The organism is Streptomyces sp. NRRL S-350 (assembly GCF_000719705.1).
In the GTDB taxonomy this organism is placed as follows: domain Bacteria; phylum Actinomycetota; class Actinomycetes; order Streptomycetales; family Streptomycetaceae; genus Kitasatospora.
The window spans coordinates 186,429-210,988 of the sequence record NZ_JOHO01000006.1; the positions used below are offsets into that span (position 1 = coordinate 186,429).

Below are 24,560 nucleotides of genomic sequence, written 5' to 3' on the forward strand. Positions count from 1 at the left end.
GGCACGGGCGGGCCTCAGCCGTCGCCGAGGCCCATGTCGCGGGCCCGGGCGACCGCCTCGGCACGGGTGGCGACGTGCAGTTTCTCGAAGATGTGCGTGATGTGGTTGCGGACGGTCTTCTCCGCGACCACCAGCTCCCGGGCGATCCGCCGGTTGTCCAGCCCGCGCGCGACCAGGCCCAGCACCTCGGCCTCACGGGCGGTGAGGTCCGGGAACAGCTGCCCCGCCTCCCGCATCCGGGCCCCGGCCAGCAGGGCGGCGATCCGCCCGGCCACCTCGCCGCCGAACACCGCGCCGCCCGCCGCGACCGTCCGCACCGCGTGCAGCACCTCCTCCCGGCCGGCGCCCTTGACCAGGTAGCCGCGCGCACCGGCCTGGAGTGCGGCGAGCAGGTTGCCGTCGTCGTCCGACATGGTCAGCATCAGCACCGGCGGCGGCGCTTCCTGCGCGGCGAGCGCGCGGACGGCCTCCAGCCCCGAGCCGTCGGGCAGCGAGAGGTCCATGATCACCACGTCGGGGCGGTGCCCGGCGACCGCCTCCGGCACCTCGGCGACCCGCTCGGCCTCCGCGACCACCAGGACGCCCGCGGCGCTCTCCAGCGCCGCTTTGAGCCCCTCCCGGAAGAGGGGGTGATCATCGACGATCAGTACACGGACGGGTGTTGTGTCACCCGGGGTCGAGGGTGCCGGCGGCAGCTTTTCATCCACCCGGCCGACACTATCAGCGGCGATCCCGCTACTTTCCGTGACGTGCCCCGGAGTCGTCCGCGTGGCGGGCGGGGCGGGAGCGGATCCGGGCTGGGACCGCTCCGATCCGGCCCCGGGACCGGGACCGGGACCGGTCGGAGCCAGGCCCAGGATCGGTCGGAGCCGAGCACTCGCTCTCAACTCCACGGACGGACCCGCTCCGAGCGCACGGGCCCGGCGTCCCGCGCCGCCCCCGGGACGGCGCCCGGGGCGCCGATCCGGCCCAGCACGGCGGTGACCGGCTTGCGTGACCCGGCCCGCAGGCCGTACCGCTCTCCCGCCCTGACGTAGACCAAGTCACCGGGGAAAACCGGCACTTCGCCGAGATCGCCGAGGAAGGCGCCCGGCCCGGAGAGGACCAGCAGGAAGGCGTCGGCCGCCCGGTCCTCGTACGGTCCGCAGAGGCCGCCAGGTTCGAGCTCCACCGAATCCACGTCCACCTGCCGCCAGGCCCGGGCCGTCGCGGGGCCCGACCGCTGGGCAGGGATGTCGGAGCGGGACGGAACGGGGCGGACGGTGAGCAGAGCGGTCGGCGCGCCCCGGACGGCGGCGAGCCGGCAGGTGCTGCCCGGCCGGTGGTGCAGGGCCTCTCCCGGAGTGAGGACCCGGCCGGCCGCGAACAGCCGACCGGAGAGCACCACGGTCACCGACTCCGCCGAACCGTACGGGAGTTGATCGACCCGGACACCGGGCGGCAGGGTCTCGACGGTCAGGCCGGCGCGGACGGACGGCCGCTGCTCCGGGTCGATCAGGCGCCGGAAGACGGGCGCGGTGCGGGGGACGGCAGCGGGGACGACGATCACGAGGGGCCTCCTCGGACGGGGGCGAACACGCCGGGGACGGAAGGGAGGTGTGGAGCGCGGGCTCAGGGCCGGTCGCGGCGGGCGGCACCGCGCCGAGCCCGGGCGGCCCGGGTACCGGCCCGGCGCCGGGGAACGGCGAGGGTGAGGCAGAGCAGTTCCGCGCCGAGCGGCCCGGCTTCGAGGTGCAGCGTGCGGCCCCGGCCGGCCAGCAGCAGGTCCCCCTCGGAGGCCAGGTGGTCCGGCTCGTCGCAGAGCCTGCCGACGACGGCGGCTCCGCGCAGGACGTGCAGGACGGTCTCGGCGTCGGGCCGCCCGGTCAGGACGTGCTGGGCGCCCGGGCTCAGCCGCAGGTGGTCGAAGGCCTCGCAGGCGCTGGCGAGCAGCGGGCGCCGGGCCAGGGAACGGATCCGTACGCGTTCGCCGTTCGGGCCGAGGACGACCATGGCGGCGCCGGTGTCGGTGGTGACGATCATGCGGGTTCATCTCCGCTCAGCGGGGCGGGACGGGAGGCGGGGCGGTCGGCGGGGACGGTCAGGACGGCGTGGAAGTACTCCATCCCGGCGGTGCCGGCGGTGAGGACGGTCCGGGCGCCGAGCGGGAGGACGACGGCGGTGCCCTCGACGAGGGGGATGCCTGGGTCCGGCGGCTCGAAGCCGTACGACGGGGCCTCCGACGGCTCGGTGTCCGGCGCCTCGGCCTCCGACGGCTCGGTGTCCGGTGCCTCGGCATCGCACCGTGCCGCGGCCTCCGGCGGTCGGGCGAGTCCGGAGCCGGCGGTGACGTAGAGCGCGTGTTCGACGCCGGCGGCGGCCACCTCGGTGCTGCGGCCCGGTTCGAGTCGCTGCAGGCCGACGCCGCGCAGCGGGCCCGCGAGCAGGCGGCCGGGGTCGACGGCGCCGCGTCGGCGGAGATCGGTGATGACGGTGCCCGGCATGTCGGGCGCTCCTTCCGGTCGGTCGGCGGGCCTTCCGGTCCGCCTCTGTGATCCACCGTCCGGCGCCCGCTGTCCCGACCGCACGGGGGTTCCGTCCCGTCCCGGGCCCACCCGGATCCCGGTCGGCTCCGGCGAGATCCCGGCCCGGTCCCACCCGGATCCCACCCGGATCCCGGCCGGATCCCGCTCCCGGCGCGGGCCGGCCGGAGCGGACGGAGAGCAGGCGGACCGGGGACAGGGCGCGGGCGGAACGGCCACGCCCGGAACGACGTACGGTGGAACCGGAGGCCGTGTCATGCACGTCACCGGAACCCACTTCACCCCCTTCGCCGACCGCACCGACGCCGGCCGGAGGCTCGCCGCCCGCCTCGGGCAGCTGAGCGGCCCCGACACCGTGGTCGTGGCACTGCCCAGGGGCGGGGTGCCGGTCGCCGCCGAGGTGGCGGCGGCGCTCGGCGCACCGCTGGACATCTGCGTGATCCGCAAGCTCGGTGTGCCCTACCAACCCGAGCTGGGCATGGGCGCGATCGGCGAGGGTGGCGTCCGGGTGCTGAACGAGCACGTCATCCGGGTCGCGTCGGTCACCGGTGACCAGCTGGCCGAGGTGGAGCGGCGCGAGCGCGCCGAACTGGAGCGCCGGGCCCGCCGCTACCGGGGCGACCGCCCGCCTGCGGACGTGCGCGGCCGCACGGTGGTGGTGGTGGACGACGGCATCGCCACCGGCTCCACCGCCCGGGCGGCCTGCCGGATCGTCCGGGAGCGGGGCGCGGCCCGGGTGGTGCTGGCCGTGCCGGTGGCGCCCGGGGACTGGACCGACCGCCTCGACGAGGTCGCCGACGAACTGGTCTGCGTCGACACGCCGTCGCCGTTCTTCGCCATCGGGGCGTTCTACGTCGACTTCTCGCAGACCACGGACGACGAAGTGCTGCGGCTGCTCGCCGAGGCCTGGAACGCTCCGCCCGCGGTGGCCGCCGGAGTCGACCGCGAGCTGGCCCTGCCCGTGGCGGGGGTCCGGCTCGCGGGGCGGCTGACCGTCCCGGCCGGTGCGCGGGGCGTCGTGCTCTTCGCACACGGCAGCGGCAGCAGCCGGCACAGCCCGCGCAACCGGTACGTCGCCGAGTACCTGAACCGCGCCGGACTGGCCACGCTGCTGTTCGACCTGCTCACCGACGCCGAAGAGCCGGACCGGCGCAACGTCTTCGACGTGGGGCTGCTCGGCTTCCGGCTGACCTCCGTCGCCCGGCACCTGGGCGCCGAGGACACCGCGGGTCCCCGGACCGGCGCCGCCCCCGGAACCGACGCCGGAACGGGGACCGGGACCGTACCCGAGACCCGAGGCCTGCCGCTGGGCCTGTTCGGCGCCAGCACCGGCGCCGCCGCCGCCCTGCACACAGCCGCCGAGCTGGGCCCGGCCGTGCGCGCCGTGGTCTCCCGAGGTGGGCGCCCGGACCTCGCCGGGCCCGAGGCGCTGGAGCGGGTGAGCGCCCCGACACTGCTCGTCGTCGGCTCCCTGGACACCACCGTGCTCGACCTCAACCGGCGGGCCGAAAGCCGGCTGCGCTGCGAGAGTGAACTGGCGGTGGTGCCGCACGCGACCCACCTGTTCGAGGAGCCCGGCACCCTCGACCAGGTCGCTGACCTGGCCCGGAACTGGTTCCTGCGCCACCTCCCCCTACCCGGGTCCTCGGCCGAGACGCCGTGAGCGGTGATTGCGCAGACTTCGTGCGTCCACCCGGATCGGCAGCACATTCTGCTCAGCTCGGCGCGGGAATTCCTGATCAGCTTGTACACATTGAGCAGTGGAAAACCGACCTGTTGCCCAACCACCCCGACAGGAGCAAGCTCTCCGCAACCGCACCGCCCACCCGTCCGCGGTGCGGTCGCGATCCAGCGGGAGCCTCGGAACCGAGGCCCGAAGTGGAGGAACGAGCGATGACCACGCAGTCCGACGCCCTTGAGTTGACCCCCGAGGAGCGGGAGGCCGGTCTTGACGCCGACCAGCTGCGCCGCCTCGTCGGCCTCGTCGAGCACGACGCGGCCGCCGACCCGTTCCCGGTCACGGCCCAGGACGCGGTCGTCTTCGTGGTCGGCAACGCCACCCAGACGGCCCAGTTCTACCAGGTCGTGTTCGGCATGGAGCTGGTCGCCTACTCCGGTCCGGAGACCGGCCGCCGCGACCGCAAGGCGTACGTGCTCCGCTCCGGCTCCTGCCGCTTCGTGATCAAGGGCGGCGTCCAGCCGGACAGCGCACTGCTGGACCACCACCGCCGCCACGGCGACGGCGTCGTGGACCTCGCCCTGGAGGTCCCGGACGTCGACAAGTGCATCGCGCACGCCCGCGCGGCCGGCGCCACCGTCCTGGAGGAGCCGAACGACGTCTCGGACGAGAACGGCACCGTGCGCCGCGCGGCCATCGCCACCTACGGCGAGACCCGCCACACCCTGATCGACCGCTCCCGCTACCACGGCCCCTACCTGCCGGGCTACGTCGTCGCGGAGAGCAAGGTCACCCACCCGGAGGGCTCGCCCAAGCGCCTCTTCCAGGCCCTCGACCACGCCGTCGGCAACGTCGAGCTGGGCCGGATGAACGAGTGGGTGGCGTTCTACAACCGGGTCATGGGCTTCGTGAACATGGCCGAGTTCGTCGGCGACGACATCGCCACCGAGTACTCCGCGCTGATGTCCAAGGTCGTCGCCAGCGGCAACCACCGGGTGAAGTTCCCGCTCAACGAGCCGGCCATCGCCAAGAAGAAGTCCCAGATCGACGAGTACCTGGAGTTCTACACCGGCCCCGGCTGCCAGCACATGGCGCTCGCCACCAACGACATCCTCACCACCGTCGACGTGCTGCGCTCGCGCGGCGTGGAGTTCCTCAACACCCCCGACGCGTACTACGACGACCCGGAGCTGCGCGAGCGCATCGGCAAGGTGCGCGTGCCGATCGAGGAGCTGAAGAAGCGCGGCATCCTGGTCGACCGCGACGAGGACGGCTATCTGCTGCAGATCTTCACCAAGCCGATCGGCGACCGCCCGACCGTCTTCTACGAGTTCATCGAGCGGCACGGTTCGCTGGGCTTCGGCAAGGGCAACTTCAAGGCGCTCTTCGAGTCGATCGAGCGCGAGCAGGACCGGCGCGGCAACCTGTGAGCCTCGGAGAGCTCTGACGAACGGTCGAGGAGGACCACGGAGATGGCGTACTACCGGCAGCTGGGAAGCATCCCGCCCAAGCGGCACACCCAGCACCGCACCCCCGAAGGCGGGCTGTACTACGAGGAGTTGATGGGCGAGGAGGGGTTCTCCTCGGACTCCTCCCTGCTCTACCACCGGGGCATCCCCTCGGCGGTGGTCAACGCGGTGCCCTGGGAGCTGCCGGACCAGTCCACCGTGCCCAACCACCCCCTGCTGCCCCGCCACCTCAAGCTGCACGAGCTGTTCGCGGGCCAGGAGTGGAAGTCCGCCGACGTCGTGAGCAGCCGCCGGCTGGTCCTCGGCAACGGCGACGTACGGATCTCGTACGTCGCCGCCGGGGCCCCGAGCGAGCTCTACCGCAACGGGCTCGGCGACGAGTGCGTGTACGTGGAGTCCGGCTCCGGCACGGTCGAGACGGTGTTCGGCTCGATCGAGATCGGCCAGGGCGACTACGTGCTCATCCCGCGCGCCACCACGCACCGCTGGGTGCCGGCGGGCGACGAACCGCTGCGTGCGTACTGCATCGAGGCCAACAGCCACATCACCCCGGTCAAGCGCTACCTCTCCAAGTACGGGCAGCTGCTGGAACACGCGCCGTACTGCGAACGGGACTTCCGCGGGCCGGTCGGCCCGCTGCTGGCCGACACCGCCGGGGACGTCGACGTGCTGGTCAAGCACCGCGGCCCGAACGGCATCTCGGGCACCCGCTACACCGTGCCGCACCACCCCTTCGACGTGGTCGGCTGGGACGGCTGCCTGTACCCGTACGCCTTCAACATCCGGGACTTCGAACCCATCACCGGCCGGATCCACCAACCGCCGCCGGCCCACCAGGTGTTCGAGGGCAACAACTTCGTGATCTGCAACTTCGTCCCGCGCAAGGTGGACTACCACCCGCTGTCGATCCCGGTGCCCTACTACCACGCCAACGTGGACAGCGACGAGGTCATGTTCTACTGCGGCGGCGACTACGCGGCCCGCAAGGGCTCGGGCATCGGCCAGGGCTCGGTCTCGCTGCACCCCGGCGGGCACACCCACGGACCGCAGCCGGGCGCGTACGAGCGCAGCATCGGCGCGGAGTTCTTCGACGAGCTCGCCGTCATGGTGGACACCTTCCGCCCGCTGGAGCTCGGCGAGGGCGGCCGGGCCGGCGAGGACACCCGCTACGCCTGGACCTGGTCCGGCCGGGGGCCCGGACAATGAGCGGGATGCCTTCGGGCGGGCGGATTTCGGGAGAGGCGCCCTCGGGGGCAGTGCCTTCCGGAGGGGTGATTCCGGAGCTGTTCCGCGGGCTCTTCGACGACGCGGCGGTGTTCCCGCCGGGGAACCTGCCGGTCGTCCGGGCGGTGCCCGCGCACCGCGCCCACCGCACGGCCTGGTACGCCGAGGCGGTCGGCCCGTTCCTCTGCGGGGCGGGCCGTCTGGACGAGCTGGCCGCGGCCGCCTCGACCGCACCGCCCGCCTCGACCGCACCGTCGGCCTCGGCCTCGGCCGCGGGCGGCCCGGTGGGGGCGGGCGGCGCGCCGCTCAGGGTCGGCCTGGTGCTGCCGGGGGGCAGCCCCGAGCTGGCCCCCGCGCTCTCCGCCGCCGCACCGTTCGAGCTGGCCGGGGTCGAGCTGGCCACCCGGGACGCCGCCGAGGCGGTCGCCGAACTCGACCGGCTGCTGCCGCCGGACGTCCCGGCCGCCATCGAGCTGCCGCGCGAACTCCTGCGCGGGGACGGGCTGGACGCCGTCCTGGACATCCTGGTGGACAGCCCGTACCGGGCGAAGTTCCGCACCGGCGGACTGGTCGCCGAGGCGTTCCCGGACGAGGAGGAGCTGGCCGCCTTCCTCACCGGCTGCGCACAGCGCGGGCTGCCGTACAAGTGCACCGCCGGACTGCACAACGCCGTCCGGCACACCGACCCGGAAACCGGCTTCGAGCACCACGGCTTCCTGAACGTGCTGCTCGCCGCGCAGGAGACCGACCCGGCAGCCGCCGCGACGGTACTGGCGGAGCGCGACGGCGAGGCACTGGCCAAGGCGGTACGCGCGCTGACCGATCGTCAGGTTACGGTGATCCGCAACTCGTTCACCGGGTTCGGCACCTGCAGCATCGTCGAACCCCTGGGTGACCTGGCCGCGCTCGGCCTGCTGTCGCCTCCCAGTCCACTGCACCAGGAGGACCGTTGACCACCGCCCGCAGCTGGCTCGCCAGCGCCCAGGACTCGCCGTTCGGCGTGCACAACCTGCCGTACGGCGTCTTCACCGCCGCCGACTCGCCAGGCCGGCGGCGGATCGGCGTGCGTGTCGGAGACTTCGTGCTGGACGCCGGCGCGGCCGCCCGCGCGGCGGGCGCACCGTCCGTCCTGCTGGCCGCGGACTCGCTCAACCCGCTGATGGCCGCCGGGCGTTCGGCCTGGACGCAGGTCCGGGCGGACCTCACCACCTGGCTCACGGACGAATCCTTCCGCGAGGCGCTGTCGCCTGCTCTGCTGCCGGTGGGCGACGTCGAGCTGCACCTGCCGTTCGAGGTCGCCGACTACGTCGACTTCTACGCCTCCGAGCACCACGCCACCAACCTGGGCCGGATCTTCCGCCCGGGCTCGGAGCCGCTCACCCCCAACTGGAAGCACCTTCCCATCGGTTACCACGGGCGGGCGGGCACGGTCGTGGTCTCCGGCACGCCGGTGGTGCGGCCGCACGGGCAGCGCAAGGCCCCCGCCGACGCCGCGCCGAGCTTCGGGCCGTCGCGCCGACTGGACATCGAGGCCGAGGTCGGCTTCGTCGTCGGCACGCCGTCCGAGCTGGGCACGCCGGTCCCACTGGACGACTTCCGCGAGCACGTGTTCGGCGTCTGCCTGCTCAACGACTGGTCGGCACGCGACATCCAGGCCTGGGAGTACGTGCCGCTCGGCCCGTTCCTCGGCAAGTCCTTCGCCACGTCGATCTCGCCGTGGATCGTCCCGCTGGACGCACTGCAGCACGCCCGGGTCTCGCCGCCGCGGCGGGACGTCGAGCCGCTGCCGTACCTGGACGACCGGGACGGCGAGCCATGGGGCCTGGACCTGGCCATGGAGGTCCGGCTGAACGGGCACATGGTCTCGCGCCCGCCGTTCGCCACCATGTACTGGACGGCCCAGCAGCAGCTGACCCACATGACCGTCAACGGCGCCTCGCTGCGCACCGGCGACCTGTTCGCCTCGGGCACGGTCAGCGGGCCCGAGCCGGACACCCGGGGCGCGCTCATCGAGCTGACCTGGAACGGTGAGGAGCCGCTGAAGCTCGCGGACGGGACGACCCGGACCTTCCTGGAGGACGGCGACGAGGTCACCATCACCGCCACCGCGCCGGGGCCGGACGGCGCCGCGGTCGGGTTCGGCGAGGTCACCGGGCGGGTGCGCGGGTAGCCGGGGGAGCTGCCTCCACGACGAGGACAGACGGCTGACGGCAGACGGCAGACGGCAGACGGTGAACAGATGACAGCTGACAGATTTCATCATCTGTCAGCTGTCATCTGTCGGTTGTCGGTTGCCGGCCGTCAGCCGGCGGCCGTCGTCGCCTGCGGCCGCCCCTACAGCCCCGCGCCTCCCGTGGCGTCGATGACCCGCCCGGTCACCCAACGGGCGTCATCCGAGGCGAGGAACGCGACGATGTCCGCGATGTCCTCCGGCTGCCCGACCCGGCCGAGCGCCGCGACCGAGGCCGCGTACTTCTGCGCCTCCGCGTTGCCGCGCAGCCAGCCCGCGTTGACGTCGGTGTCCACGATGCCCGGCGCGACCGAGTTCGCGGTGATCCCGCGCGGCCCGAGTTGCTTGGCGAGGTTGAGGGTGAAGGTGTCCAGCGCCCCCTTGGTCGCGCCGTAGGCGATGATCTCCGGCATCGCCAGTCGGGCGGCCCCGCTGGAGACGTTGATGATCCGGCCGCCGTCCCGCAGCCGCTTCAGCCCGTGCTGCACCACGAAGAACGGCGCCCGGACGTTGACGGCGAACACCTCGTCGAACTGCTCCTCGGTCAGCGAGTCGAGGTCCGCACTGCGGCCGATCCCGGCGTTGTTGACGATGATGTCCACCCCGCCGTCCGCCGCATGCGCTCCGACGGCGGCGTCGAAGGCCTCCCACAGCGCGGCCGCGTCACCGTGCCGCCCGAGTGCGGCCCGGAGTGCGAACGCCCGGCCGCCGCCGGCGCGGATGCCCGCCACCACTTCCTCCGCCGCCGCCTCGTCGCGGGCGTAGCCCACGGCGACGGTGGCACCGTCCCGTCCGAGTCGACGGGCGATCGCCCGGCCGATCCCCCGGCTGCCGCCCGTGACCAGCGCCGTCTTGCCCCGGAGTCCGTACACACCCATGGCAGAGCCCCCTCCTCCTGCGTCCAATGATTGTTGGTCGATCGCTCAATAAATAACCTAACACGTACTTTTTGAGCGAGTGCTCTAAAATTCGACCCATGACCGAGGCAGGGGCCCAGGAGCAGGCGCGGAAGCAGCGTCGGGAACATCGGCAGGAGCAAGCGCCGGTGCCGGTGCCCGAGCGCGCCCCGGCCGACGCCCCGCCCCGCCCCAGGCGAGGCCGCCCGCCGGCCTTCGACCGCGCCGAAGCCCTGACCGCCGCCACCCGGCTGTTCTGGGAGCGCGGCTACGAGGCCACCTCCGTCAGCGACCTGACCGAGGCCACCGGCATGCGCCCGGGCAGCCTCTACGCGGCGTTCGGAGACAAGCGGTCGTTGTTCGAGGAGGTCGTCCGCCAGTACGGCCGCTCTCCCGTCGGCGCCTTCGCGGCCGTGGCGCTGGAGGAGGAACCCACCGCGCACGGCGCCTTCGCCCGCATCCTGCGGGAGGCCGCCGCCGTCTACACCGACCCGTCCCATCCGGCCGGCTGCCTGGTGATCTCCGCCGCCACCAACGTCTCCCCGCAGGATGCCGGGGTCCAGGCCCACCTGCGCGAGCTTCGCACCGGGAACCTGCGGGTCTTCGAGGCGCGGCTGCGCCGGGCCCAGGAGGACGGCGAGCTGGCTCCCGAGGCCGATCCGAAGGCGCTGGCCGGCTTCCTCGCCACCGTCATCCAGGGCATGTCGCAGCAGGCCAGGGACGGCGCCACCACCGCCGACCTGACCCGCACCGCCGAACTCGCCCTGCGCGCCTGGCCGTGACCGGAGCCGCAGGCCCCGGACCGCACGGCCATCCCGGCCATCCCGGTCGAGCCCCCGGCCCGGTGATCACAACTCCGCACCGCCCCCGGTACGGTGGGCGGCAGGAACCGGCGGAAACCGGCGGAAGCAGTGGAAGCGAACGGCGGACGTCGCGAGGCGGCGACGGACACCGACATCACCGAGGAACGGGAGCGGGCCCGATGAGCGCAGAGGTTCCGGAGGTCCGGACGTACCTGGACGGCGGCGTCGGGCGGATCGTGCTGAACCGCCCGCAGGCGCTCAACTCGCTCACCCACCGCATGATCACCGCCCTGCGCACGACGCTCGACGCCTGGGCGGCCGACGAGCGCGTACGCGTCGTGGTACTGAGCGGCGCCGGTGAACGCGGCCTGTGCGCGGGCGCCGACATCCGCGCGATGCACGACGACGCGAAGGCGGGCGGGGCCGGCACCCGGGCCTTCTTCCGCGACGAGTACCGCCTGAACGCGCTGATCGCCCGCTACCCGAAGCCGTACGTCGCGGTGATGGACGGCATCACGATGGGCGGCGGCGTCGGCCTCTCCGCCCACGGCGCGATCCGGATCGTCACCGAGCGCTCCACCGTCGCGATGCCGGAGACCCGGATCGGGCTCGTCCCGGACGTCGGCGGCAGCCGCCTGCTCGCCCACTCCCCGGGCGAGTTGGGCATCCACCTCGGACTCACCTCGGCCTCGATGGGCCCGGGCGACGCGCTCCTGTGCGGGTTCGCCGACCACTACGTGCCCTCCGCGCGGATCCCCGAGCTGCTCGACGCCCTCACCCGAAGCGCCGCGTCGACCTCCGCCGACCCGACCTCCGCCACCACGCCTTCCGCCGTGACGACCGCCTCCGTCACGACCGCCGCCGTCGACGCCGTCGTCGCCGCGCACACCGAGCCCGCGCCGCCCGCCGCCCTGGCCGCTCAGCGCGCCTGGATCGACGAGTGCTACGCGGCCGACACCGCCGAGGAGATCGTCGAGCGCCTGCTGAACTCCGGCGTCCCAGAAGCGAAGGAGGCCGTCGCACTGCTCCTCGGGAACTCCCCCACCGCCGTCAAGGCGGCCCTGGCCGCGCTGCGCCGGGCCCGTACGCTGCCCTCGCTGGAAGCCGTGCTCGACCAGGAGTACCGCGTCTCCTGCGCCGCGCTGGACGGCCACGACCTGGTCGAGGGCATCCGCGCCCAGGTGATCGACAAGGACCGCAACCCCCGTTGGGAACCCGCCACCCTCGCCGGGGTGACGGAGGTGGACGTCGCCCGCTTCCTCGCCCCCCGCGAGGGCGACGAACTCGGCCTGGCCTGAACCGCCGAGGGCCCTGGCCCCGACCTTGCCCCAACCTTGCCCCGACCTTGCCCACGGGCCGGACCGCCGAGCGGCGCCCGGCCTGGCGCCCCGCCGACTCGTGACCGGTGTCTCGCATGTCAAGACTGGCGCGAGGCGGGCCGGGTCGTAGATCGTTGGGTGGTCAGGGCGCGCCCGCGCGGCGCCGAGCAGCGGAATGGGAGTCAACGGCGATGACCGAGGCCGAGACCGAGACCTACGAGACGATCCTGGTCGAGCGCAAGGGCCGGGTGGGGCTGATCACCCTCAACCGGCCCAAGGCGCTCAACGCGCTGAACACCCGGCTGATGAACGAGGTGGTCGCCGCCGCGACCGCCTTCGACCGGGATCCGGAGATCGGCTGTCTGGTGATCACCGGTTCGGAGAAGGCCTTCGCGGCCGGCGCCGACATCAAGGAGATGCAGGGCAACCGGTTCCCGGACGTCTACCTGGACGACTGGCTGGGCCCGTGGGACCGGCTCGCCGCCCTGCGCAAGCCGGTGGTGGCGGCGGTGGCCGGGTTCGCGCTCGGTGGCGGCTGCGAGCTGGCGATGATGTGCGACATCCTGCTGGCGGCGGACACCGCGAAGTTCGGGCAGCCGGAGATCAAGCTCGGCGTCATCCCCGGCATCGGCGGCTCGCAGCGACTGACCCGGGCGGTCGGCAAGGCGAAGGCGATGGAGCTGTGCCTGACCGGCCGGATGATGGGCGCCGAGGAGGCCGAGCGGGCCGGACTGGTCTCCCGCATCGTCCCCGCCGACCAGTTGCTCGCCGAGGCCCTGGCCACCGCCGAGACCGTCGCGGCGATGTCCACCCCGGCGGCGGTCATGCTGAAGGAGAGCGTCAACCGCGCCTTCGAGACGACGCTCGCCGAGGGCGTCCGCTTCGAGCGGCGGCTCTTCCACGCGGCGTTCGCCACGGCGGACCAGAAGGAGGGCATGGCGGCCTTCGCCGAGAAGCGGCCGCCGTCGTTCACCAACCGCTGACGGTCGGCAGTTGACCGCGTTCAACTGCCCGCGTTCAAGTGACCGCGCTCGGCTCACCGCGCTCGGCTGACGGCGCCCGGTCGACGGACCTGCGGCCGGCGGCGCTCGGCCCGACCGACCTTCGGCCGACGGCGCTCGGTTGGCGGCTCGGCGCTCGTTGACGAGTTTCAGCTGACAGACTTCAGATGATGAAATCTGTCAGCTGAACTCTGTTCGCCCTCCGCAGTGGGGCCCCGCTGCGCGCTCACCCCTCGTCCACCGCGACCGTGTTCAGCCGGGCCAGACCGCTGCGGGTGGCGGCGACCACGATCCGGTCGCCCGGGGTGAGCCGTCGGGTGCGGTCGGGGACGTTCCACTGCAGCTGCGCAGTACGGGCGAAGCGGGCGGCGATGACCCGCACGCCGCCCGGGTCCTCCAGGTCGTGCCGGTTCAGGCCGATCAGCCCGCTGCCGTCCTCGACCGTCAACTCGGCGATCAGCAGCGCGTGCCGGAACACCGACAGTGTCCCGCGCACCTCGCGCCCCATCAGTGCCGCCGCGAAGGCCGGCGCGGCCAGGTAGGAGACCGACCGAGACGCGGCGTTGTCCAGCGTCCGGTAGAAGTGCCCGGCGAAGTCGTCGTCGAACAGCCGCACCACCACGCGGACCTCTGGATTTCCGTGGCGCGCCTCCAGTGCCGCTTCCAGGTTGGTGGCGTCGTCACCGCTGACCGCGACCAGCGCCCGGCTGTGCTTCAGCCGGGCCCGGCGCAGTTGCTCCTCGAACGGGCCGTCGCCCATCACCACCGGGATCCCGAGCGCCCGGACGGCGGCGACGCCGCGCGCCTGCGGATCCCGCTCCATGCAGACCACCGGGACGCCCAGGTCGTGCAGTTGGGTCGCGACCCGGGTGCCGACGTTGCCGAGGCCGACGACGATGACGTGGTCGCGGGTGCCGGCCCCGGGCGTGCGCGGCTGTCCGCGCCGCCCGGAGGCCAGCACCTCGACCGCGATCGCGGTGGCGACCGGCGCGAAGGTGATCCCGCAGATGGTGATCACCACCTGCGCGACCCGCTGCCACAGCCCGCCGGTGCCCGTCCCGGCGGCGATGTCGGCGAGCTGGTCGGGCTGGGCGGCTCCGGCCAGGTCGAGGAGCGAGATGTAGACCGTCCAGCCGAAGTTCCGGTTGAGGTACCAGAGCACACCGAAGGACATCAGCACGGCGGCGAAGGCGGTGAGCAGCACCAGCCGCATCCGGGCGCTGGTGAAGAAACGCATGGTGTCGAGCAGCCGCCAGCGCAACCGCCGCCGCCAGCCGGTCGGCTCCCGCGGCTCGATCCGCAGCACCTGCAGCGCGGCGGTACCGCCCGTTTCCGCGGCCGGTTCGGGGTCTCTGGCCGGTTCGGGGTCTCCCACCGAATCGGGGTCTCCCACCGACGCGGGCTCCGTCCCCGGTTCGTGGGCCGCAGCCGGTTCACGGGCCGCGGCTGCCCCGGGGTCCGCCGTCGGCTCCGGTTCGCGCCGCGCGCCTCCCGGCCGGACGGGTCCGTCGTCGCCGAACTCCGCGGCGAGCCTGACGAATTCGGCCGAGTCGCCCTGCTGCTCGGGCAGGAGCCGGATCTTGCTGAGGTCCTGCCGGTCGATCTGGTCGGCGACCACGCAGACCCGGTCGGCGGTGATGGCGTCGTCGAACGCGATGTGCAGGTAACGCCCGTCGATCTCGACCGAGTTGGGCCGTCCGAGTGCGGCGGCCGCGAAGGCCGGGGCGGCGGTGGCGGAGCCGGAGAGCGCGGCACCGTTCTTGAGCAGCCGTTCGATGTTCTCGCCGAGCCGCTGGTTGAACATCCGGAACACGATGCGGATGTCGGGGTTGTGGTTCTGGGCGCTGAGCGCGGCGTGGATGTTCTCCTGGTCGCTCCCCTCGACCAGGGCGAGGCCGCGGGCGGTGCCGATGGACACCGCCCGCAGGGCCTCGTCGGTGATGCTGGCGTACTCCACGACGGCCGCGACGCCGGTGAGTTGTTCGATCCGCGGGGCGTGGTCGCGGGTCCGGTCGGCGACCAGGACGACGACGGGTACCTCGTAGTGCTCGACGAGTTCCAGGACCAGTCGGTGTGCCAGCGCGTTGCCCCCGCAGACGATGTAGTGCTGGCTGATCGGCTCGACCGGAGGGGTCCCCCACCCTTCAGAAGTCATACCGACGGATGATATCCACGGCTGGTGTCCGGCGGGTGTCGTTCCGGCGACCGCGGCGGACCGCCCGAACGGCGGTATCCGGCGCGCGACCCGAAGGCCTCTCGGAAAGGCTGGGCCCGTTCCCTGTCCGCCCCGCCAAGCCCGACGTCACCGTCGCCGGCCCGAGGAGTACACCACCGTGGTCTCTCCGATCATCACCCCCGACGGTTCCCCGGTCCAGGGCCCGCTCGGCATGCTCGCCAAGGCCGCCTGGCAGATCCTGATGGTCGCCGGACTCGCCTCGCTCGCCCTCGGCATCGTCGTCTTCGCCTGGCCCCGCGAGACGCTTCTCGTGGTGGGCGTGCTCTTCGGGCTCTACCTGCTCGTGATCGGCGTCGTGCAACTGGTCGCCTCGTTCGGCACGCACGCCACCACCGCGCTGCGGGTGCTGGCCTTCATCAGCGGCGCGATCTGCGTGCTGCTGGGGCTGCTCTGCTTCCGCAGCGCGGCTCAGTCCGTGCTGCTGCTCGCGCTCTGGATCGGGATCGGGTGGCTCTTCCGCGGCATCACCCAGCTCGCCGCCGCGATCTCCGACCCCCTGATGCCGGCCCGCAGCTGGCAGGCCTTCGCGGGCGTGGCCAACACACTGGCCGGTGTGCTGCTGATGGTCTGGCCGGCCGGGTCGATCACCGCGCTGGCCGTGCTGGCCGGCTGCTGGCTGGTGATCCTGGGCGTGGTCGAGCTCGCGACGGCGATCCAGGTGCGCAGCCGGGCCAAGCGGCTCCCGTCGGGGGCCTGACCCACGGGGCCCCCGAGCCGGAGAGGGCCCGGAGGCCGCCGCCTCCGGCCGGACCGCCCCGCCGCCGTTACGGCCGCGGGGCGTAGCCGAGCCGGAAGGTGGCGGCCTCCAGCCGTTCCGGGGTGAGCCGGACCTCGGTCAGCCGCTCGGCCAGCGCGAACGCGGCCTCGGTGTGCAGGTCGTAGCGGTTCCCGTCGAGCCGGAAGCCGCAGGCGGCCATCAGCTCGACGGTCCCCGGGGCGTCGGCGTCCGAACCGTCCCGCTGGTCGGCGAAGAGCGGTTCGAAGCGGAGCCGGCAGGTGCCGTGCTCCCACCAGTTGAAGTGGTCCACCGCGTTGACGTTGCGGAAGTGCGAGACCAGCCGGGTGCCGTCGCCGAGCCCGGGTATGACCTCGTGCAGGCTGCCGAGGTAGCCGTAGACCTCGACGGCGAGGGCCCAGCCGTCCGCCTCGGTGACGGCGACGAGCAGCCGGTCGTCGTCCTCGCCGAGCAGGGCCGCGGCCTCCTCGTCCTCGCCGTCGTCGAACGTCTCCCAGGCCTCGACCACCGCCTCCAGGCCGGTCACCTCGCGACCGGGCAGGGCGTCGAAGCGGCGCAGCAGTTCTCCGGCCGAGATCCCCTGGACCTGGGTGAGGCAGTAGGCCTCGCCCAGGACGGGGTAGCGCTTCTCGAACCAGGTGTAGTCGGTGGCGTGTGCGGCGGTCATGGGCCGATGCTGTCAGACGGGTCCGACATCCGGCCCCACCGCCCCCGGAATCGGCGCCCAGGGCCCACCCCGGCCGGGCTCAGCGCCCCTGGCTCAGCGCCACACCGGCGCGTCCGTGCCCCAACGCCCCGGCGGGCGCGACCAGTCGGCGGGCGCGCCCTCGTACCCGATCGGCGGCAGGGCGTGGCGCAGCCGCCCGTACGCGGAGTCGGTCTCGACGAGCCACCTCGACGGGTCGTAGGGCTCCGAGCCGACCCGGTCCGGCTCGCGCCGTTCGATGCCGTGCAGGAGCCAGGAGGCCGTGCCGGCGAGGGAGAAGCGCAGGTGGCGGCCGCCGGGGCGACTGGTGCGCTGGTCGGTGAGGGCGCGCAGGACGCCGCCGGCGATGAGGTAGCCGGTGCCGTGGTCGAGGGCCTGGGCGGGCAGGACGCCGGGGCGGCCGTCGGGGGCGGCTTCGTGGGCGGCGATCCCGACGCCCGCCTGGACCAGGCTGTCGAAGCCGCGCCGCCCGGCCCACGGACCGGTCCAGCCCCAGGCGCACACCTGGGCGACGATCAGGTCGGGGCGGCGGGTGAAGAGCGCGTCGGGGCCGAGGCCGAGGGCGTCGAGGGCGCCGGGGCGGTAGCCGGTGACGACGACGTCGGCGGTGGCCAGCAGGTCCTCGAAGACGGTGCGGTCGGCGGGATCGGCGAGGTCGAGGCGGGTGGAGCGCTTGCCGAAGCCGGTGTCGGCGTGGGCGTCGTCGGACTCGGGCAGTCGGGGCGAGTCGACGCGCAGGACGTCGGCGCCGAGGAGGGCAAGGGTACGGGTGGCGACCGGTCCCGCGATCACCCGGGTGAGGTCGAGGACCCGGATCCCGGCGGCGGGCCGGTCCACCGGGGCCGGGCCGAGCGGACGCGCGGCCGGGAGGCTCGCGGCGTTCGAGGCGCTTCCGGCGTTCGCGGAGTTCGAGGCGCTTCCGGCGTTCGAGGCGCTTCCGGCGTTCGCGGAGTTCGAGGTGGTGACCTCCAGGTGCTCCACGAGGGGGTGCATGGTCGCACTCACCGGCGCGACGGCCACCGCGAGCGCCCCCGCCGCGTACGCACGCTCCTGGACCTGCTCGGACGGCAGCTTGCCGAGCGTCTCGGCGAGCTGCTCGGGCCCGGCGTCCGGGGCGAGGCCGAGGGCGGCGAGCAGCCGGGTGCGGTGGTGCGGATAGTTGGCGTGAGTGCGCACCCAGCCGTCGGCGGTGCGCCAGAAACCGGAGTGCGGGGCGAAGTTGACCGGCGAACGGCCGTCGATCGCCAGGTGCCGTTCGCTGACGAATGCCGTGGCGACCGCGCCCTGGTCCACCCGGACTGCGGGGACCGGGCCGCCGCGGAGGGCGGCCAGCTCGGCGGCGGCGAGCGAGCAGGCCGCCACGGTGGCCCGGGCGAGGCGCCGCACCGGCAGGCCGGAGGGCAGGACGTCGACCGGACCGTGGAAACCCACCCGCGCCAACAGCTCGGCCGGGCCGCCGAGGGCCGCCCAGGCGTCGGCGAGGGCACCGTCGGCGGGCTCCCGGTCGGCGGCCCCACGGTCGGCGGATCCTGTGGATGGTGCGGATCCTGCGGGCGTCGCAGGTTCTTCGGGCGATTCGGACCCTGCGGGCGATGCGGATCCTGAGGACGCTTCGGGCAACGAACGATCGGTCATGCCCGGCATTGTGCTCCCCTTCTCAGGCGCTCGCCGTGACGCCCGCCACCAGCATCAGCAGTACCGCCGAGACCATGGTCATCCGGCGGGCGGCCTGCGGGGAGCCGCCGAACCGGCCCCCGAGGCGCCCGCTGGCGTGCGCGACCAGCCCGTACACCACCGCGCAGGCCAGCACGTTGAGCGAGCCGAGCGCGAGCACCTGCCCGCCGACGGGCAGGGCGGCGCCAGGGTCGACGAACTGCGGCACCAGGGAGAGGTAGAGCAGCAGGCCCTTGGGGTTGAGCAGCGCGGTCAGCATGCTCTGGCGGAGCACCGTCGCGGTGGGCTGCGGCTTGGGTGCGGCCAGGGCGGCTGTGCCCCCGCCCTTGCGCAGCGCGAACAGCATGGTGACGGCGAGCACCAGCAGGTACGCGGCTCCCGTGAGGCGCAGCACGGGCAGAGCGGCGGGGACGGCGCGCAGCGCGGCGGCCAGTCCGGCACTGGAGAGCAGGGTGTGGACGGCGTACCCGGCGCAGACGCCGCCGACCGCGACGAGCGCGGCGCGCCGGCCCTGGCCGAGGCCGCGGGCGGCGATGTAGAGCCAGTCCGGGCCCGGGGTGCAGACCAGCAGGAGGTCGACTCCGAGGAAGAGGAGGAGGGCGTGGGTGTCCATGGGCGTGGGTGGCCTGTCGTGCTCGTCGCGGTGGGGTACCGGGGTGGTCCGGGTGCGGCCGGGCGGCGGGTCGCGGGTACCCCGGTACCCGGGAGCCTGGGTACGGGTACGCGCGAGCGGGACCGGTGCGGTCACTGAAGGTAGCCCGAGACGACCGGCACGCGATGGCCACTTCCTGCTCGTCGGAGCGGCGTTTTGGCAGAATGTTGCGCCATGGACCGAATCGACCGCAGAATCCTCCGCGAGCTCCAGCAGGAAGGCCGCCTCACCAACGCCGAACTGGCCGCCCGCGTCGACCTCACCCCCTCGCCCTGCCTGCGCCGGGTGCGCCAACTGGAACAGGACGGCGTGATCCGCGGCTACCGGGCGGTCCTGGACGGCGCGGCGGTCGGACGCGGGTTCCAGCCGTTCGTGACGATCACCATGCGTCACGAGGACCAGGTGACGGTCGCCGAGTTCGAGCGCCGGGTGGCCGAGCTGCCGGAGGTGGTGGAGGCACACCGGCTGTTCGGCGAGCCGGACTACCTGCTGCGGATCGCGGTCGCCGACATCGCCGCCTACGAGCGCTTCATCACCGACGTCCTGTCCGGCCTGCCGGGCATCGCCCAGGTCAACTCCCACCTGACGATGAAGCAGGTGAAGGCCGATCGGGGGCTGCCGGTCGGCGGGTAGGGTGCGAACCGGGGCGCCGAGGCGGCCCGTACGGGGACAGGGTGAAACGCGGCAGGACCTGGGGGGACGAATGCACGTGATCCGCCGGCTCGACCTGGGGTACTTCGTCCGGCCCGCCTCCGAGGTGGGCGGCCCGGAGCCACGCGTCGAGCCCGTGCTCGCGTACCTGGTCCGGCGCCCGGAGGGACTGCTGCTGTTCGACACCGGGATCGGCGGCGGGGAGCCGGAGACCGAGGCGCACTACCGGCCGGTCCGCCGTCCGCTCCCGGAGGCGCTCGCCGCGGCCGGGGTCTCCGCCTCCGACATCGACCTCGTGGTCAACTGCCACCTGCACTTCGACCACTGCGGCGGGAACCCACTGCTCGCCGGCACCCCCGTCCTGGTCCAGGCAGTTGAACTGGCCACCGCCAGGAGCGGCGGTCACACCATCGACGCGCTGGTCGACTTCCCCGGCGCCGACTACCGCCTGCTCGACGGCGAGGCCGAGGTCTGGCCCGGTGTCCGGGTGCTGCCCACCCCCGGCCACACCGCGGGCCACCAGTCGCTGCTGATCGAGCGCCCGGACGGCCCGGTACTGCTGGCCGGTCAGGCGTACGACTTCGCCTCCGAGTACGGCCAGGCGGTGCTCGCCCGGCGGGCGGCGCACGAAGGCGTGGCGGCTCCGCTGCCCGGCTACCGGGCGTGGCTCGACCGGGTGGCCGCAGTCGGGCCGCGCCGGGTGCTGTTCGCACACGACCACGCGGTGTGGGAGCCGAGCGAGTAGGCCTTCCGTCCGGGCGGGAGAGCACTCAGAAGGTGAAGCGCAACGAGCGGACCCGGTGGTCGAAGCTGGACGGCACGAGCACGGGCTCCCCAAGCGAACGCGCGTCGGGCAGGCGGGTGAACAGCTCGCGGAACAGGGCCGCCATCTCCTGCCGGGCCAGGTGGGCGCCGAGGCAGTAGTGCGGGCCTCCACCGCCGTAGCCGAGGTGGGGGTTGGGCGTGCGGGTGATGTCGAAGGCGTCCGGGTCGGGGAAGACCGCCTCGTCGCGGTTGGCCGAGCCGTAGAACAGCGCGACCTTCTCTCCCGTGCGCAGCAGCGGGCCGCCGGGGCCGCCGAGTTCGTGGTCGACGGCGAGGGTCCGGTGGAACTGGATGATCGGCGTCGCGTGGCGGACGATCTCCTCCACCGCGCCGCCGAGCCGCCCGTCCAGGTCGGAGAGGAGCAGGGCGCGCTGCTCGGGATGGGCGGTCAGCAGGTGGAGGCCGTGGGCGAGCGCGTTGCGGGTCGTCTCGACTCCGGCGACGAGCAGCAGGGTGAAGAAGGCGCCGAGTTCGCGGCCGCTGAGCCGACGGCCGTCGACGTCGGCGGTGACGAGTGCGGAGATCAGGTCCTCCGCGGGCCGTCGGCGACGCTCCCGGCCGATCCCGGCCACGATGCCCTGCATCCGGGCGAGCGCGCGCAGCGCACGCCCGGGCGCCCGGAGTCGGCTGCGCAGCGGGCGGGCGACGCCGATCTCCGCGGAGGTGCGGTCGACCAGGTCGAGGATGGCGCGACGCGGCTGCTCGGGGATGCCCATCATGGTGCAGATCACCTGGAACGGGAGTTCGGCGGCAACCGCGGTGACGAAGTCCTCCGGCCGGTCCCGCTCGACCCGATCGACCAGGGCCGCGCTGATCCGGTGGACGTCCTCCTCCACCCGCGTGAGCAACCGCGGGCTGAAGGCTCGCGAGACGATCCGGCGCAGCTGGGCGTGGCGGGGATCGTCCAGGTTGACCATCGAGTCGCCGAACAGCAGCCGGACCCAGCGGGCGGGGGCCGGAGTGGTGACGCCCGGGCCGCTGAGGAACACGGCCGGGGTGCGGCTGGCCTCGGCCACGTGGGCGTGGCGGACCAGGGCGTGGAAGCCCTTGCCGTTGGCGCGGTCACCGAAGAACACCGGGCCGGGGCGGCGGCGCAGCTCGGCGAAGGCGGCGGCGCGAGCGGGGGCGGGCAGCCGCCAGAAGCCGGGGGCCGTGAGGTCGACGGAAGGCGCAGGGTCGGCAGGGTCGGCGGGACGGGCGGGGCCGACGGGACGGTCCGGGTCCGTGGGGCCGACGGGACGGTCCGGGTCCGCGGACTCGGCAAGGTCGGCAAAGTCGGCACAGGGCTCCGTCGCTTCCGCCGGGGTCTCCAAGGCCGAACCTCCTCTTTCTGGACGGGATGGTTCCGACACGTCCGGAGCGCCCGGGCGCAAGGACCCGCACGGAACGCATCGGACCGTGCACATTTAGTGAGCAACCGGTGAGTGCTTGTCAAGTCGCCCTGACGGCCCTGCAAGCGGTTGTTCGGGTCGATCGCGCGGGCCGGACGGCATCGACCCCAGCCGCGGCGCCCGCCCCCGGGCCAGGCGGCCGTCACAGGGGTGCCGAACGAGCGGCCGGGCATGGTCTCACGGGCGGGAACCGGCCGAACCGGAGGGTGCGGTACGCGCCGGGCACGGCGAGTGCGACGATGAGTGCCATCGTGATGACCGACCGGATCCGCCTCCTGCGCGCCGCGGTCTTCGCCGCGTTGTGCGTGGCGATGGCTGCCACGGCGCACGTCGCCATGGCCGGTTCCGGCGTCTCGCCGGCGGTGCTGGCGGGCACGTTCGGGGCGGTCCTGGGACTGACCTGGCTGCTCGCCGGGAAACGGCGCGGGCTCGGCGCGATCAGCGCGTGGATGGTCGCAGCGCAGACCGCCCTGCACCTGGCATTCGAACAAGCCGGGGCGCTCGCACGAGAAGGCGGTGGCCTCGGTCGACTCGCCACCACGGACTGGGCGGCCCTGCTGCTCTGCAACCCTGACCGCATGCCCGGCGGGCTCTCTCCGGTCGAACTGGCCCGGATGGCGGGCATAGATCCCGACGCCACGCCGGCCACCGGCGGCCTCCGCCCGATGACGGCGATGCACCACGGAGCTGCGGGCCTGGGGACCTCGGCCGACGGGATCGCCCTGCACACGGGCCTGCCCGGGATGACGGGGGTACCCGGAACGCCGGGGATGCCGGGGATGCCGGGGATGCCGGGGATGCCGGGGATGATGCACCCGATGCCTGGCGCCCTGTCCGACGGAACGGCGGCCGGCATGACGCACGGCACGTCGCCGGGGATGGTCTCCGCTCACGCGCTGGCCGCGCTGGCCTGCGCACTGTTGCTCTGGCGCGGTGACGCGGCACTGGTCCGGCTCTTCGAACTCCTCGGCGCGCTCGGCACCGTCGTCGCGGGGGTGCTGCTGCTCCCGCTGCTGGCGCTCTTCGCGCGCCCCTTCGGCCACCGGGCCCCGGCGCCGCCCCGGCCGGCCGACGACCGGGCCCGACCGCCCCGGTCGGTGCTGCTCACCCATACCGTGGTCCGGCGCGGGCCGCCGGCGTTCGCCTTCGCCTGCTGACGCGCCCGCCGCTGCGCTCCCCGGCCGCCCCGGCCTTCGGAGCCCCGCGACGGGCAGGTCGCCCTGCCGCACGGCCGCGTCTTCCGCCGCCGTGCTGCCAAGGTGCGGGCCCGCGTCCGCCGCCGCGCCGGCCCGGCTGTCCGGGAGGCGCGCCGTGCCGCGCGGTCGCCCACGGACGCCGACGGTGCCGCCTGCGCGGCGCCGCCCCCGCCTTCCCCTCGGGACCTTTCCATGCCTGACTACGACGGCGCACCGGCTCGGGCCGGCGCCACCGTCCTACCGCTCGGCGGCCTGCGGGCCTTCCGTAGCGTGACCGACCGGCCCCGCCTCCTTGCGACCGGCCTCCTCCGGCTCGGCCACCTTCGCTCCAGCGATCTTCGCTCCAGCCGCCTTCGGTCCGGCCCGCTCCGCTCCGACCCGGCCCGGCGAAGCCCGCTCCGGCGCTGCCGCTTCCAGACCTGCCAGCAGCCGGGCGGACCACTCACCCGACGGCCCCTCGGCGGCAGCCGCCCGTACGTGGCCGCTCAGCTGTTTCGCCCGGGCCAGCCACTCACGGCAGCCGGTGCAGCGCGCGATGTGCTTGTCGAGCCGAGCGTTCGACAGACCGCTCGGTTCGCCATCGAGCCGGGCGGACAGTGCGGTCCGGAACTGCGCGCATCTCATAGGACCATCGTCCCGCACTGCCCCTGTGCCGGGACCGGCCGGGTCGGAGGCCGGCATGGATGACGAACAGCTCACCGCCCTCGCGCTGACCGCCCGCTCCGGCCGGGCGGCCGACGTGGAGGCCTTCGTCCGCGCGACGCAGCGGGACGTCTGGCGCTTCGTCGCCCACCTGACCGACGTGCAGTCCGCCGACGACCTGGCGCAGGAGACCTTCCTGCGGGCGCTCCGCAGCCTGCCCGCATTCGCGGGGCGCTCCTCGGCCCGCACCTGGCTGCTGTCGATCGCCCGGCGCACGGTGATCGACCGGTACCGGATGGCCGCCGCCCGGCCGCGCTGCGCGGCGCTGCCGGACTGGCAGGAGGCGGCGGAGCGGCAGGGCGGCCTGCCGGAGGCGGGGTTCGAGGACGGCATCGCCCTCGACGACCTGCTCGACCGGGTGCCCGCCCAGCGGCGGGAGGCCTTCGTGCTGACCCAGGTGGTCGGCCTGAGCTACGCCGAGGCCGCCGAGGTGGTCGGCTGTCCCGTCGGCACCGTCCGCTCCCGGGTCGCCCGGGCACGCGAGGAACTGGTGGCGCGCCTGCGGGCGGCCGAGGCCGGGGAGCTCGCGGCCGCCTGATGATGACCGGGTCGGCGAACAGCTGACGGACACCGAACGCTGCCACCGGAAAAATTCCCCCAAGTGTTCGGAACCGGAGCCACCGCGCCCCCGACTGCTGTACCGGACCCC

The 24,560-nt window shown here is 73.9% G+C and carries 24 protein-coding genes; 13 read left to right on the forward strand and 11 right to left on the reverse strand.

Annotation, left to right across the window (positions count from 1 at the left end; all coding sequences use genetic code 11):
• Positions 1 to 14: 14 nt before the first annotated feature.
• The 4 genes from IF30_RS0108705 to IF30_RS0108720 all read right to left on the reverse strand — a co-directional run bounded on the left by IF30_RS0108705 (position 15) and on the right by IF30_RS0108720 (position 2,483).
• Positions 15 to 707, reverse strand: coding sequence for a response regulator (locus tag IF30_RS0108705; protein ID WP_234322630.1), 693 nt, complete (start codon positions 705 to 707; stop codon positions 15 to 17).
• A gap of 176 nt (positions 708 to 883) precedes the next feature.
• Positions 884 to 1,549, reverse strand: a complete 666-nt coding sequence (locus IF30_RS0108710) for a cupin domain-containing protein (protein ID WP_030234359.1) — start codon at positions 1,547 to 1,549, stop codon at positions 884 to 886.
• Between the two features lie 62 nt (positions 1,550 to 1,611).
• Positions 1,612 to 2,022: a hypothetical protein gene (locus IF30_RS43335; protein ID WP_051709516.1), complete on the reverse strand. Its 411-nt coding sequence runs from the start codon at positions 2,020 to 2,022 to the stop codon at positions 1,612 to 1,614.
• Complete coding sequence (locus IF30_RS0108720) at positions 2,019 to 2,483, reverse strand: hypothetical protein (protein WP_030234361.1); 465 nt, start codon at positions 2,481 to 2,483, stop codon at positions 2,019 to 2,021. Before IF30_RS0108720 ends, IF30_RS43335 begins: the two co-directional genes overlap by 4 nt.
• 295 nt (positions 2,484 to 2,778) lie before the next feature.
• Here IF30_RS0108720 and IF30_RS0108725 point away from each other — a divergent pair, with 295 nt between their 5' ends.
• The 5 genes from IF30_RS0108725 to fahA all read left to right on the forward strand — a co-directional run bounded on the left by IF30_RS0108725 (position 2,779) and on the right by fahA (position 9,063).
• A complete protein-coding gene (locus IF30_RS0108725; protein WP_030234362.1) occupies positions 2,779 to 4,185 on the forward strand; it encodes a phosphoribosyltransferase family protein in 1,407 nt (468 codons plus the stop codon).
• A 230-nt stretch (positions 4,186 to 4,415) separates the two neighbouring features.
• On the forward strand, positions 4,416 to 5,630 hold the full coding sequence (gene hppD / locus IF30_RS0108730; RefSeq protein WP_030234364.1) for a 4-hydroxyphenylpyruvate dioxygenase: 1,215 nt from the start codon (positions 4,416 to 4,418) through the stop codon (positions 5,628 to 5,630).
• A gap of 42 nt (positions 5,631 to 5,672) precedes the next feature.
• Positions 5,673 to 6,875 carry a homogentisate 1,2-dioxygenase gene (locus IF30_RS0108735; protein ID WP_030234367.1) on the forward strand — a complete coding sequence of 401 codons (1,203 nt, stop codon included), beginning with the start codon at positions 5,673 to 5,675 and terminating at the stop codon, positions 6,873 to 6,875.
• Between the two features lie 65 nt (positions 6,876 to 6,940).
• Entirely contained in the window at positions 6,941 to 7,846 is a 906-nt protein-coding gene (locus IF30_RS0108740) for a hypothetical protein (protein ID WP_030234369.1), read from the forward strand.
• On the forward strand, positions 7,843 to 9,063 hold the full coding sequence (gene fahA / locus IF30_RS0108745; protein ID WP_030234372.1) for a fumarylacetoacetase: 1,221 nt from the start codon (positions 7,843 to 7,845) through the stop codon (positions 9,061 to 9,063). The genes IF30_RS0108740 and fahA overlap by 4 nt, the downstream gene beginning before the upstream one ends.
• A 164-nt stretch (positions 9,064 to 9,227) precedes the next feature.
• Here the strand turns inward: fahA and IF30_RS0108750 are convergent, their stop codons facing one another.
• Complete coding sequence (locus IF30_RS0108750) at positions 9,228 to 10,001, reverse strand: SDR family oxidoreductase (protein ID WP_030234375.1); 774 nt, start codon at positions 9,999 to 10,001, stop codon at positions 9,228 to 9,230.
• A 98-nt stretch (positions 10,002 to 10,099) separates the two neighbouring features.
• On the opposite strand from IF30_RS0108750, the gene IF30_RS0108755 reads away from it, so the two are divergent.
• The 3 genes from IF30_RS0108755 to IF30_RS0108765 all read left to right on the forward strand — a co-directional run bounded on the left by IF30_RS0108755 (position 10,100) and on the right by IF30_RS0108765 (position 13,124).
• Complete coding sequence (locus tag IF30_RS0108755; RefSeq protein WP_078891233.1) at positions 10,100 to 10,801, forward strand: TetR/AcrR family transcriptional regulator; 702 nt, start codon at positions 10,100 to 10,102, stop codon at positions 10,799 to 10,801.
• A 200-nt stretch (positions 10,802 to 11,001) separates the two neighbouring features.
• The gene (locus IF30_RS0108760; protein WP_030234383.1) at positions 11,002 to 12,120 is read left to right on the forward strand and encodes an enoyl-CoA hydratase/isomerase family protein; all 1,119 of its coding nucleotides are present in this window, start codon (positions 11,002 to 11,004) and stop codon (positions 12,118 to 12,120) included.
• A 212-nt stretch (positions 12,121 to 12,332) separates the two neighbouring features.
• The gene (locus IF30_RS0108765; RefSeq protein WP_030234384.1) at positions 12,333 to 13,124 is read left to right on the forward strand and encodes an enoyl-CoA hydratase; all 792 of its coding nucleotides are present in this window, start codon (positions 12,333 to 12,335) and stop codon (positions 13,122 to 13,124) included.
• 244 nt (positions 13,125 to 13,368) lie between these two features.
• On the opposite strand, the gene IF30_RS0108770 is transcribed toward IF30_RS0108765, so the two are convergent.
• Positions 13,369 to 15,297 (reverse strand): NAD-binding protein, encoded by a 1,929-nt coding sequence (locus tag IF30_RS0108770; RefSeq protein ID WP_030234387.1) that lies wholly within the window; start codon positions 15,295 to 15,297, stop codon positions 13,369 to 13,371.
• A 178-nt stretch (positions 15,298 to 15,475) separates the two neighbouring features.
• Between IF30_RS0108770 and IF30_RS0108775 the strand changes: the two genes are divergently transcribed.
• Positions 15,476 to 16,075 (forward strand): HdeD family acid-resistance protein, encoded by a 600-nt coding sequence (locus IF30_RS0108775; RefSeq protein WP_051709520.1) that lies wholly within the window; start codon positions 15,476 to 15,478, stop codon positions 16,073 to 16,075.
• Between the two features lie 67 nt (positions 16,076 to 16,142).
• Here the strand turns inward: IF30_RS0108775 and IF30_RS0108780 are convergent, their stop codons facing one another.
• The 3 genes from IF30_RS0108780 to IF30_RS0108790 form a co-directional block, all read right to left on the reverse strand.
• Positions 16,143 to 16,781: a DUF6461 domain-containing protein gene (locus IF30_RS0108780; RefSeq protein ID WP_051709522.1), complete on the reverse strand. Its 639-nt coding sequence runs from the start codon at positions 16,779 to 16,781 to the stop codon at positions 16,143 to 16,145.
• 93 nt (positions 16,782 to 16,874) lie between these two features.
• Positions 16,875 to 18,251, reverse strand: a complete 1,377-nt coding sequence (locus IF30_RS0108785) for a CoA transferase (protein ID WP_324605630.1) — start codon at positions 18,249 to 18,251, stop codon at positions 16,875 to 16,877.
• A 226-nt stretch (positions 18,252 to 18,477) separates the two neighbouring features.
• Positions 18,478 to 19,107, reverse strand: a complete 630-nt coding sequence (locus IF30_RS0108790) for a LysE family translocator (RefSeq protein ID WP_030234397.1) — start codon at positions 19,105 to 19,107, stop codon at positions 18,478 to 18,480.
• A 213-nt stretch (positions 19,108 to 19,320) separates the two neighbouring features.
• Between IF30_RS0108790 and IF30_RS0108795 the strand changes: the two genes are divergently transcribed.
• Entirely contained in the window at positions 19,321 to 19,779 is a 459-nt protein-coding gene (locus IF30_RS0108795) for an Lrp/AsnC family transcriptional regulator (protein ID WP_030234399.1), read from the forward strand.
• Positions 19,780 to 19,849: 70 nt separating this feature from the next.
• On the forward strand, positions 19,850 to 20,542 hold the full coding sequence (locus IF30_RS0108800; protein WP_030234402.1) for an N-acyl homoserine lactonase family protein: 693 nt from the start codon (positions 19,850 to 19,852) through the stop codon (positions 20,540 to 20,542).
• Between the two features lie 25 nt (positions 20,543 to 20,567).
• Here the strand turns inward: IF30_RS0108800 and IF30_RS0108805 are convergent, their stop codons facing one another.
• Entirely contained in the window at positions 20,568 to 21,935 is a 1,368-nt protein-coding gene (locus IF30_RS0108805; RefSeq protein WP_234322631.1) for a cytochrome P450, read from the reverse strand.
• A 317-nt stretch (positions 21,936 to 22,252) separates the two neighbouring features.
• On the opposite strand from IF30_RS0108805, the gene IF30_RS0108810 reads away from it, so the two are divergent.
• Positions 22,253 to 23,170, forward strand: coding sequence for a hypothetical protein (locus IF30_RS0108810; RefSeq protein ID WP_158834842.1), 918 nt, complete (start codon positions 22,253 to 22,255; stop codon positions 23,168 to 23,170).
• Positions 23,171 to 23,446: 276 nt separating this feature from the next.
• Here the strand turns inward: IF30_RS0108810 and IF30_RS50165 are convergent, their stop codons facing one another.
• Complete coding sequence (locus tag IF30_RS50165) at positions 23,447 to 23,890, reverse strand: zf-HC2 domain-containing protein (RefSeq protein WP_324605631.1); 444 nt, start codon at positions 23,888 to 23,890, stop codon at positions 23,447 to 23,449.
• Between IF30_RS50165 and IF30_RS0108820 the strand changes: the two genes are divergently transcribed.
• Positions 23,889 to 24,449, forward strand: a complete 561-nt coding sequence (locus IF30_RS0108820) for a sigma-70 family RNA polymerase sigma factor (RefSeq protein ID WP_037899312.1) — start codon at positions 23,889 to 23,891, stop codon at positions 24,447 to 24,449. The two genes, IF30_RS50165 and IF30_RS0108820, sit on opposite strands and share 2 nt — an antisense overlap.
• Positions 24,450 to 24,560 lie beyond the last annotated feature (111 nt).

Coding starts and splice junctions, on each gene's coding strand:
- IF30_RS43335 (WP_051709516.1), bottom strand. CDS start 2,022: ATGATCGTCACCACCGACACCGGCGCCGCCATGGTCGTCCTCGGCCCG.
- IF30_RS0108720 (WP_030234361.1), bottom strand. CDS start 2,483: ATGCCGGGCACCGTCATCACCGATCTCCGCCGACGCGGCGCCGTCGAC.
- IF30_RS0108725 (WP_030234362.1), top strand. CDS start 2,779: ATGCACGTCACCGGAACCCACTTCACCCCCTTCGCCGACCGCACCGAC.
- hppD (WP_030234364.1), top strand. CDS start 4,416: ATGACCACGCAGTCCGACGCCCTTGAGTTGACCCCCGAGGAGCGGGAG.
- IF30_RS0108735 (WP_030234367.1), top strand. CDS start 5,673: ATGGCGTACTACCGGCAGCTGGGAAGCATCCCGCCCAAGCGGCACACC.
- IF30_RS0108750 (WP_030234375.1), bottom strand. CDS start 10,001: ATGGGTGTGTACGGACTCCGGGGCAAGACGGCGCTGGTCACGGGCGGC.
- IF30_RS0108755 (WP_078891233.1), top strand. CDS start 10,100: ATGACCGAGGCAGGGGCCCAGGAGCAGGCGCGGAAGCAGCGTCGGGAA.
- IF30_RS0108760 (WP_030234383.1), top strand. CDS start 11,002: ATGAGCGCAGAGGTTCCGGAGGTCCGGACGTACCTGGACGGCGGCGTC.
- IF30_RS0108765 (WP_030234384.1), top strand. CDS start 12,333: ATGACCGAGGCCGAGACCGAGACCTACGAGACGATCCTGGTCGAGCGC.
- IF30_RS0108770 (WP_030234387.1), bottom strand. CDS start 15,297: ATGACTTCTGAAGGGTGGGGGACCCCTCCGGTCGAGCCGATCAGCCAG.
- IF30_RS0108780 (WP_051709522.1), bottom strand. CDS start 16,781: ATGACCGCCGCACACGCCACCGACTACACCTGGTTCGAGAAGCGCTAC.
- IF30_RS0108790 (WP_030234397.1), bottom strand. CDS start 19,107: ATGGACACCCACGCCCTCCTCCTCTTCCTCGGAGTCGACCTCCTGCTG.
- IF30_RS0108795 (WP_030234399.1), top strand. CDS start 19,321: ATGGACCGAATCGACCGCAGAATCCTCCGCGAGCTCCAGCAGGAAGGC.
- IF30_RS0108800 (WP_030234402.1), top strand. CDS start 19,850: ATGCACGTGATCCGCCGGCTCGACCTGGGGTACTTCGTCCGGCCCGCC.
- IF30_RS0108810 (WP_158834842.1), top strand. CDS start 22,253: ATGAGTGCCATCGTGATGACCGACCGGATCCGCCTCCTGCGCGCCGCG.
- IF30_RS0108820 (WP_037899312.1), top strand. CDS start 23,889: ATGGATGACGAACAGCTCACCGCCCTCGCGCTGACCGCCCGCTCCGGC.
- IF30_RS50165 (WP_324605631.1), bottom strand. CDS start 23,890: ATGCCGGCCTCCGACCCGGCCGGTCCCGGCACAGGGGCAGTGCGGGAC.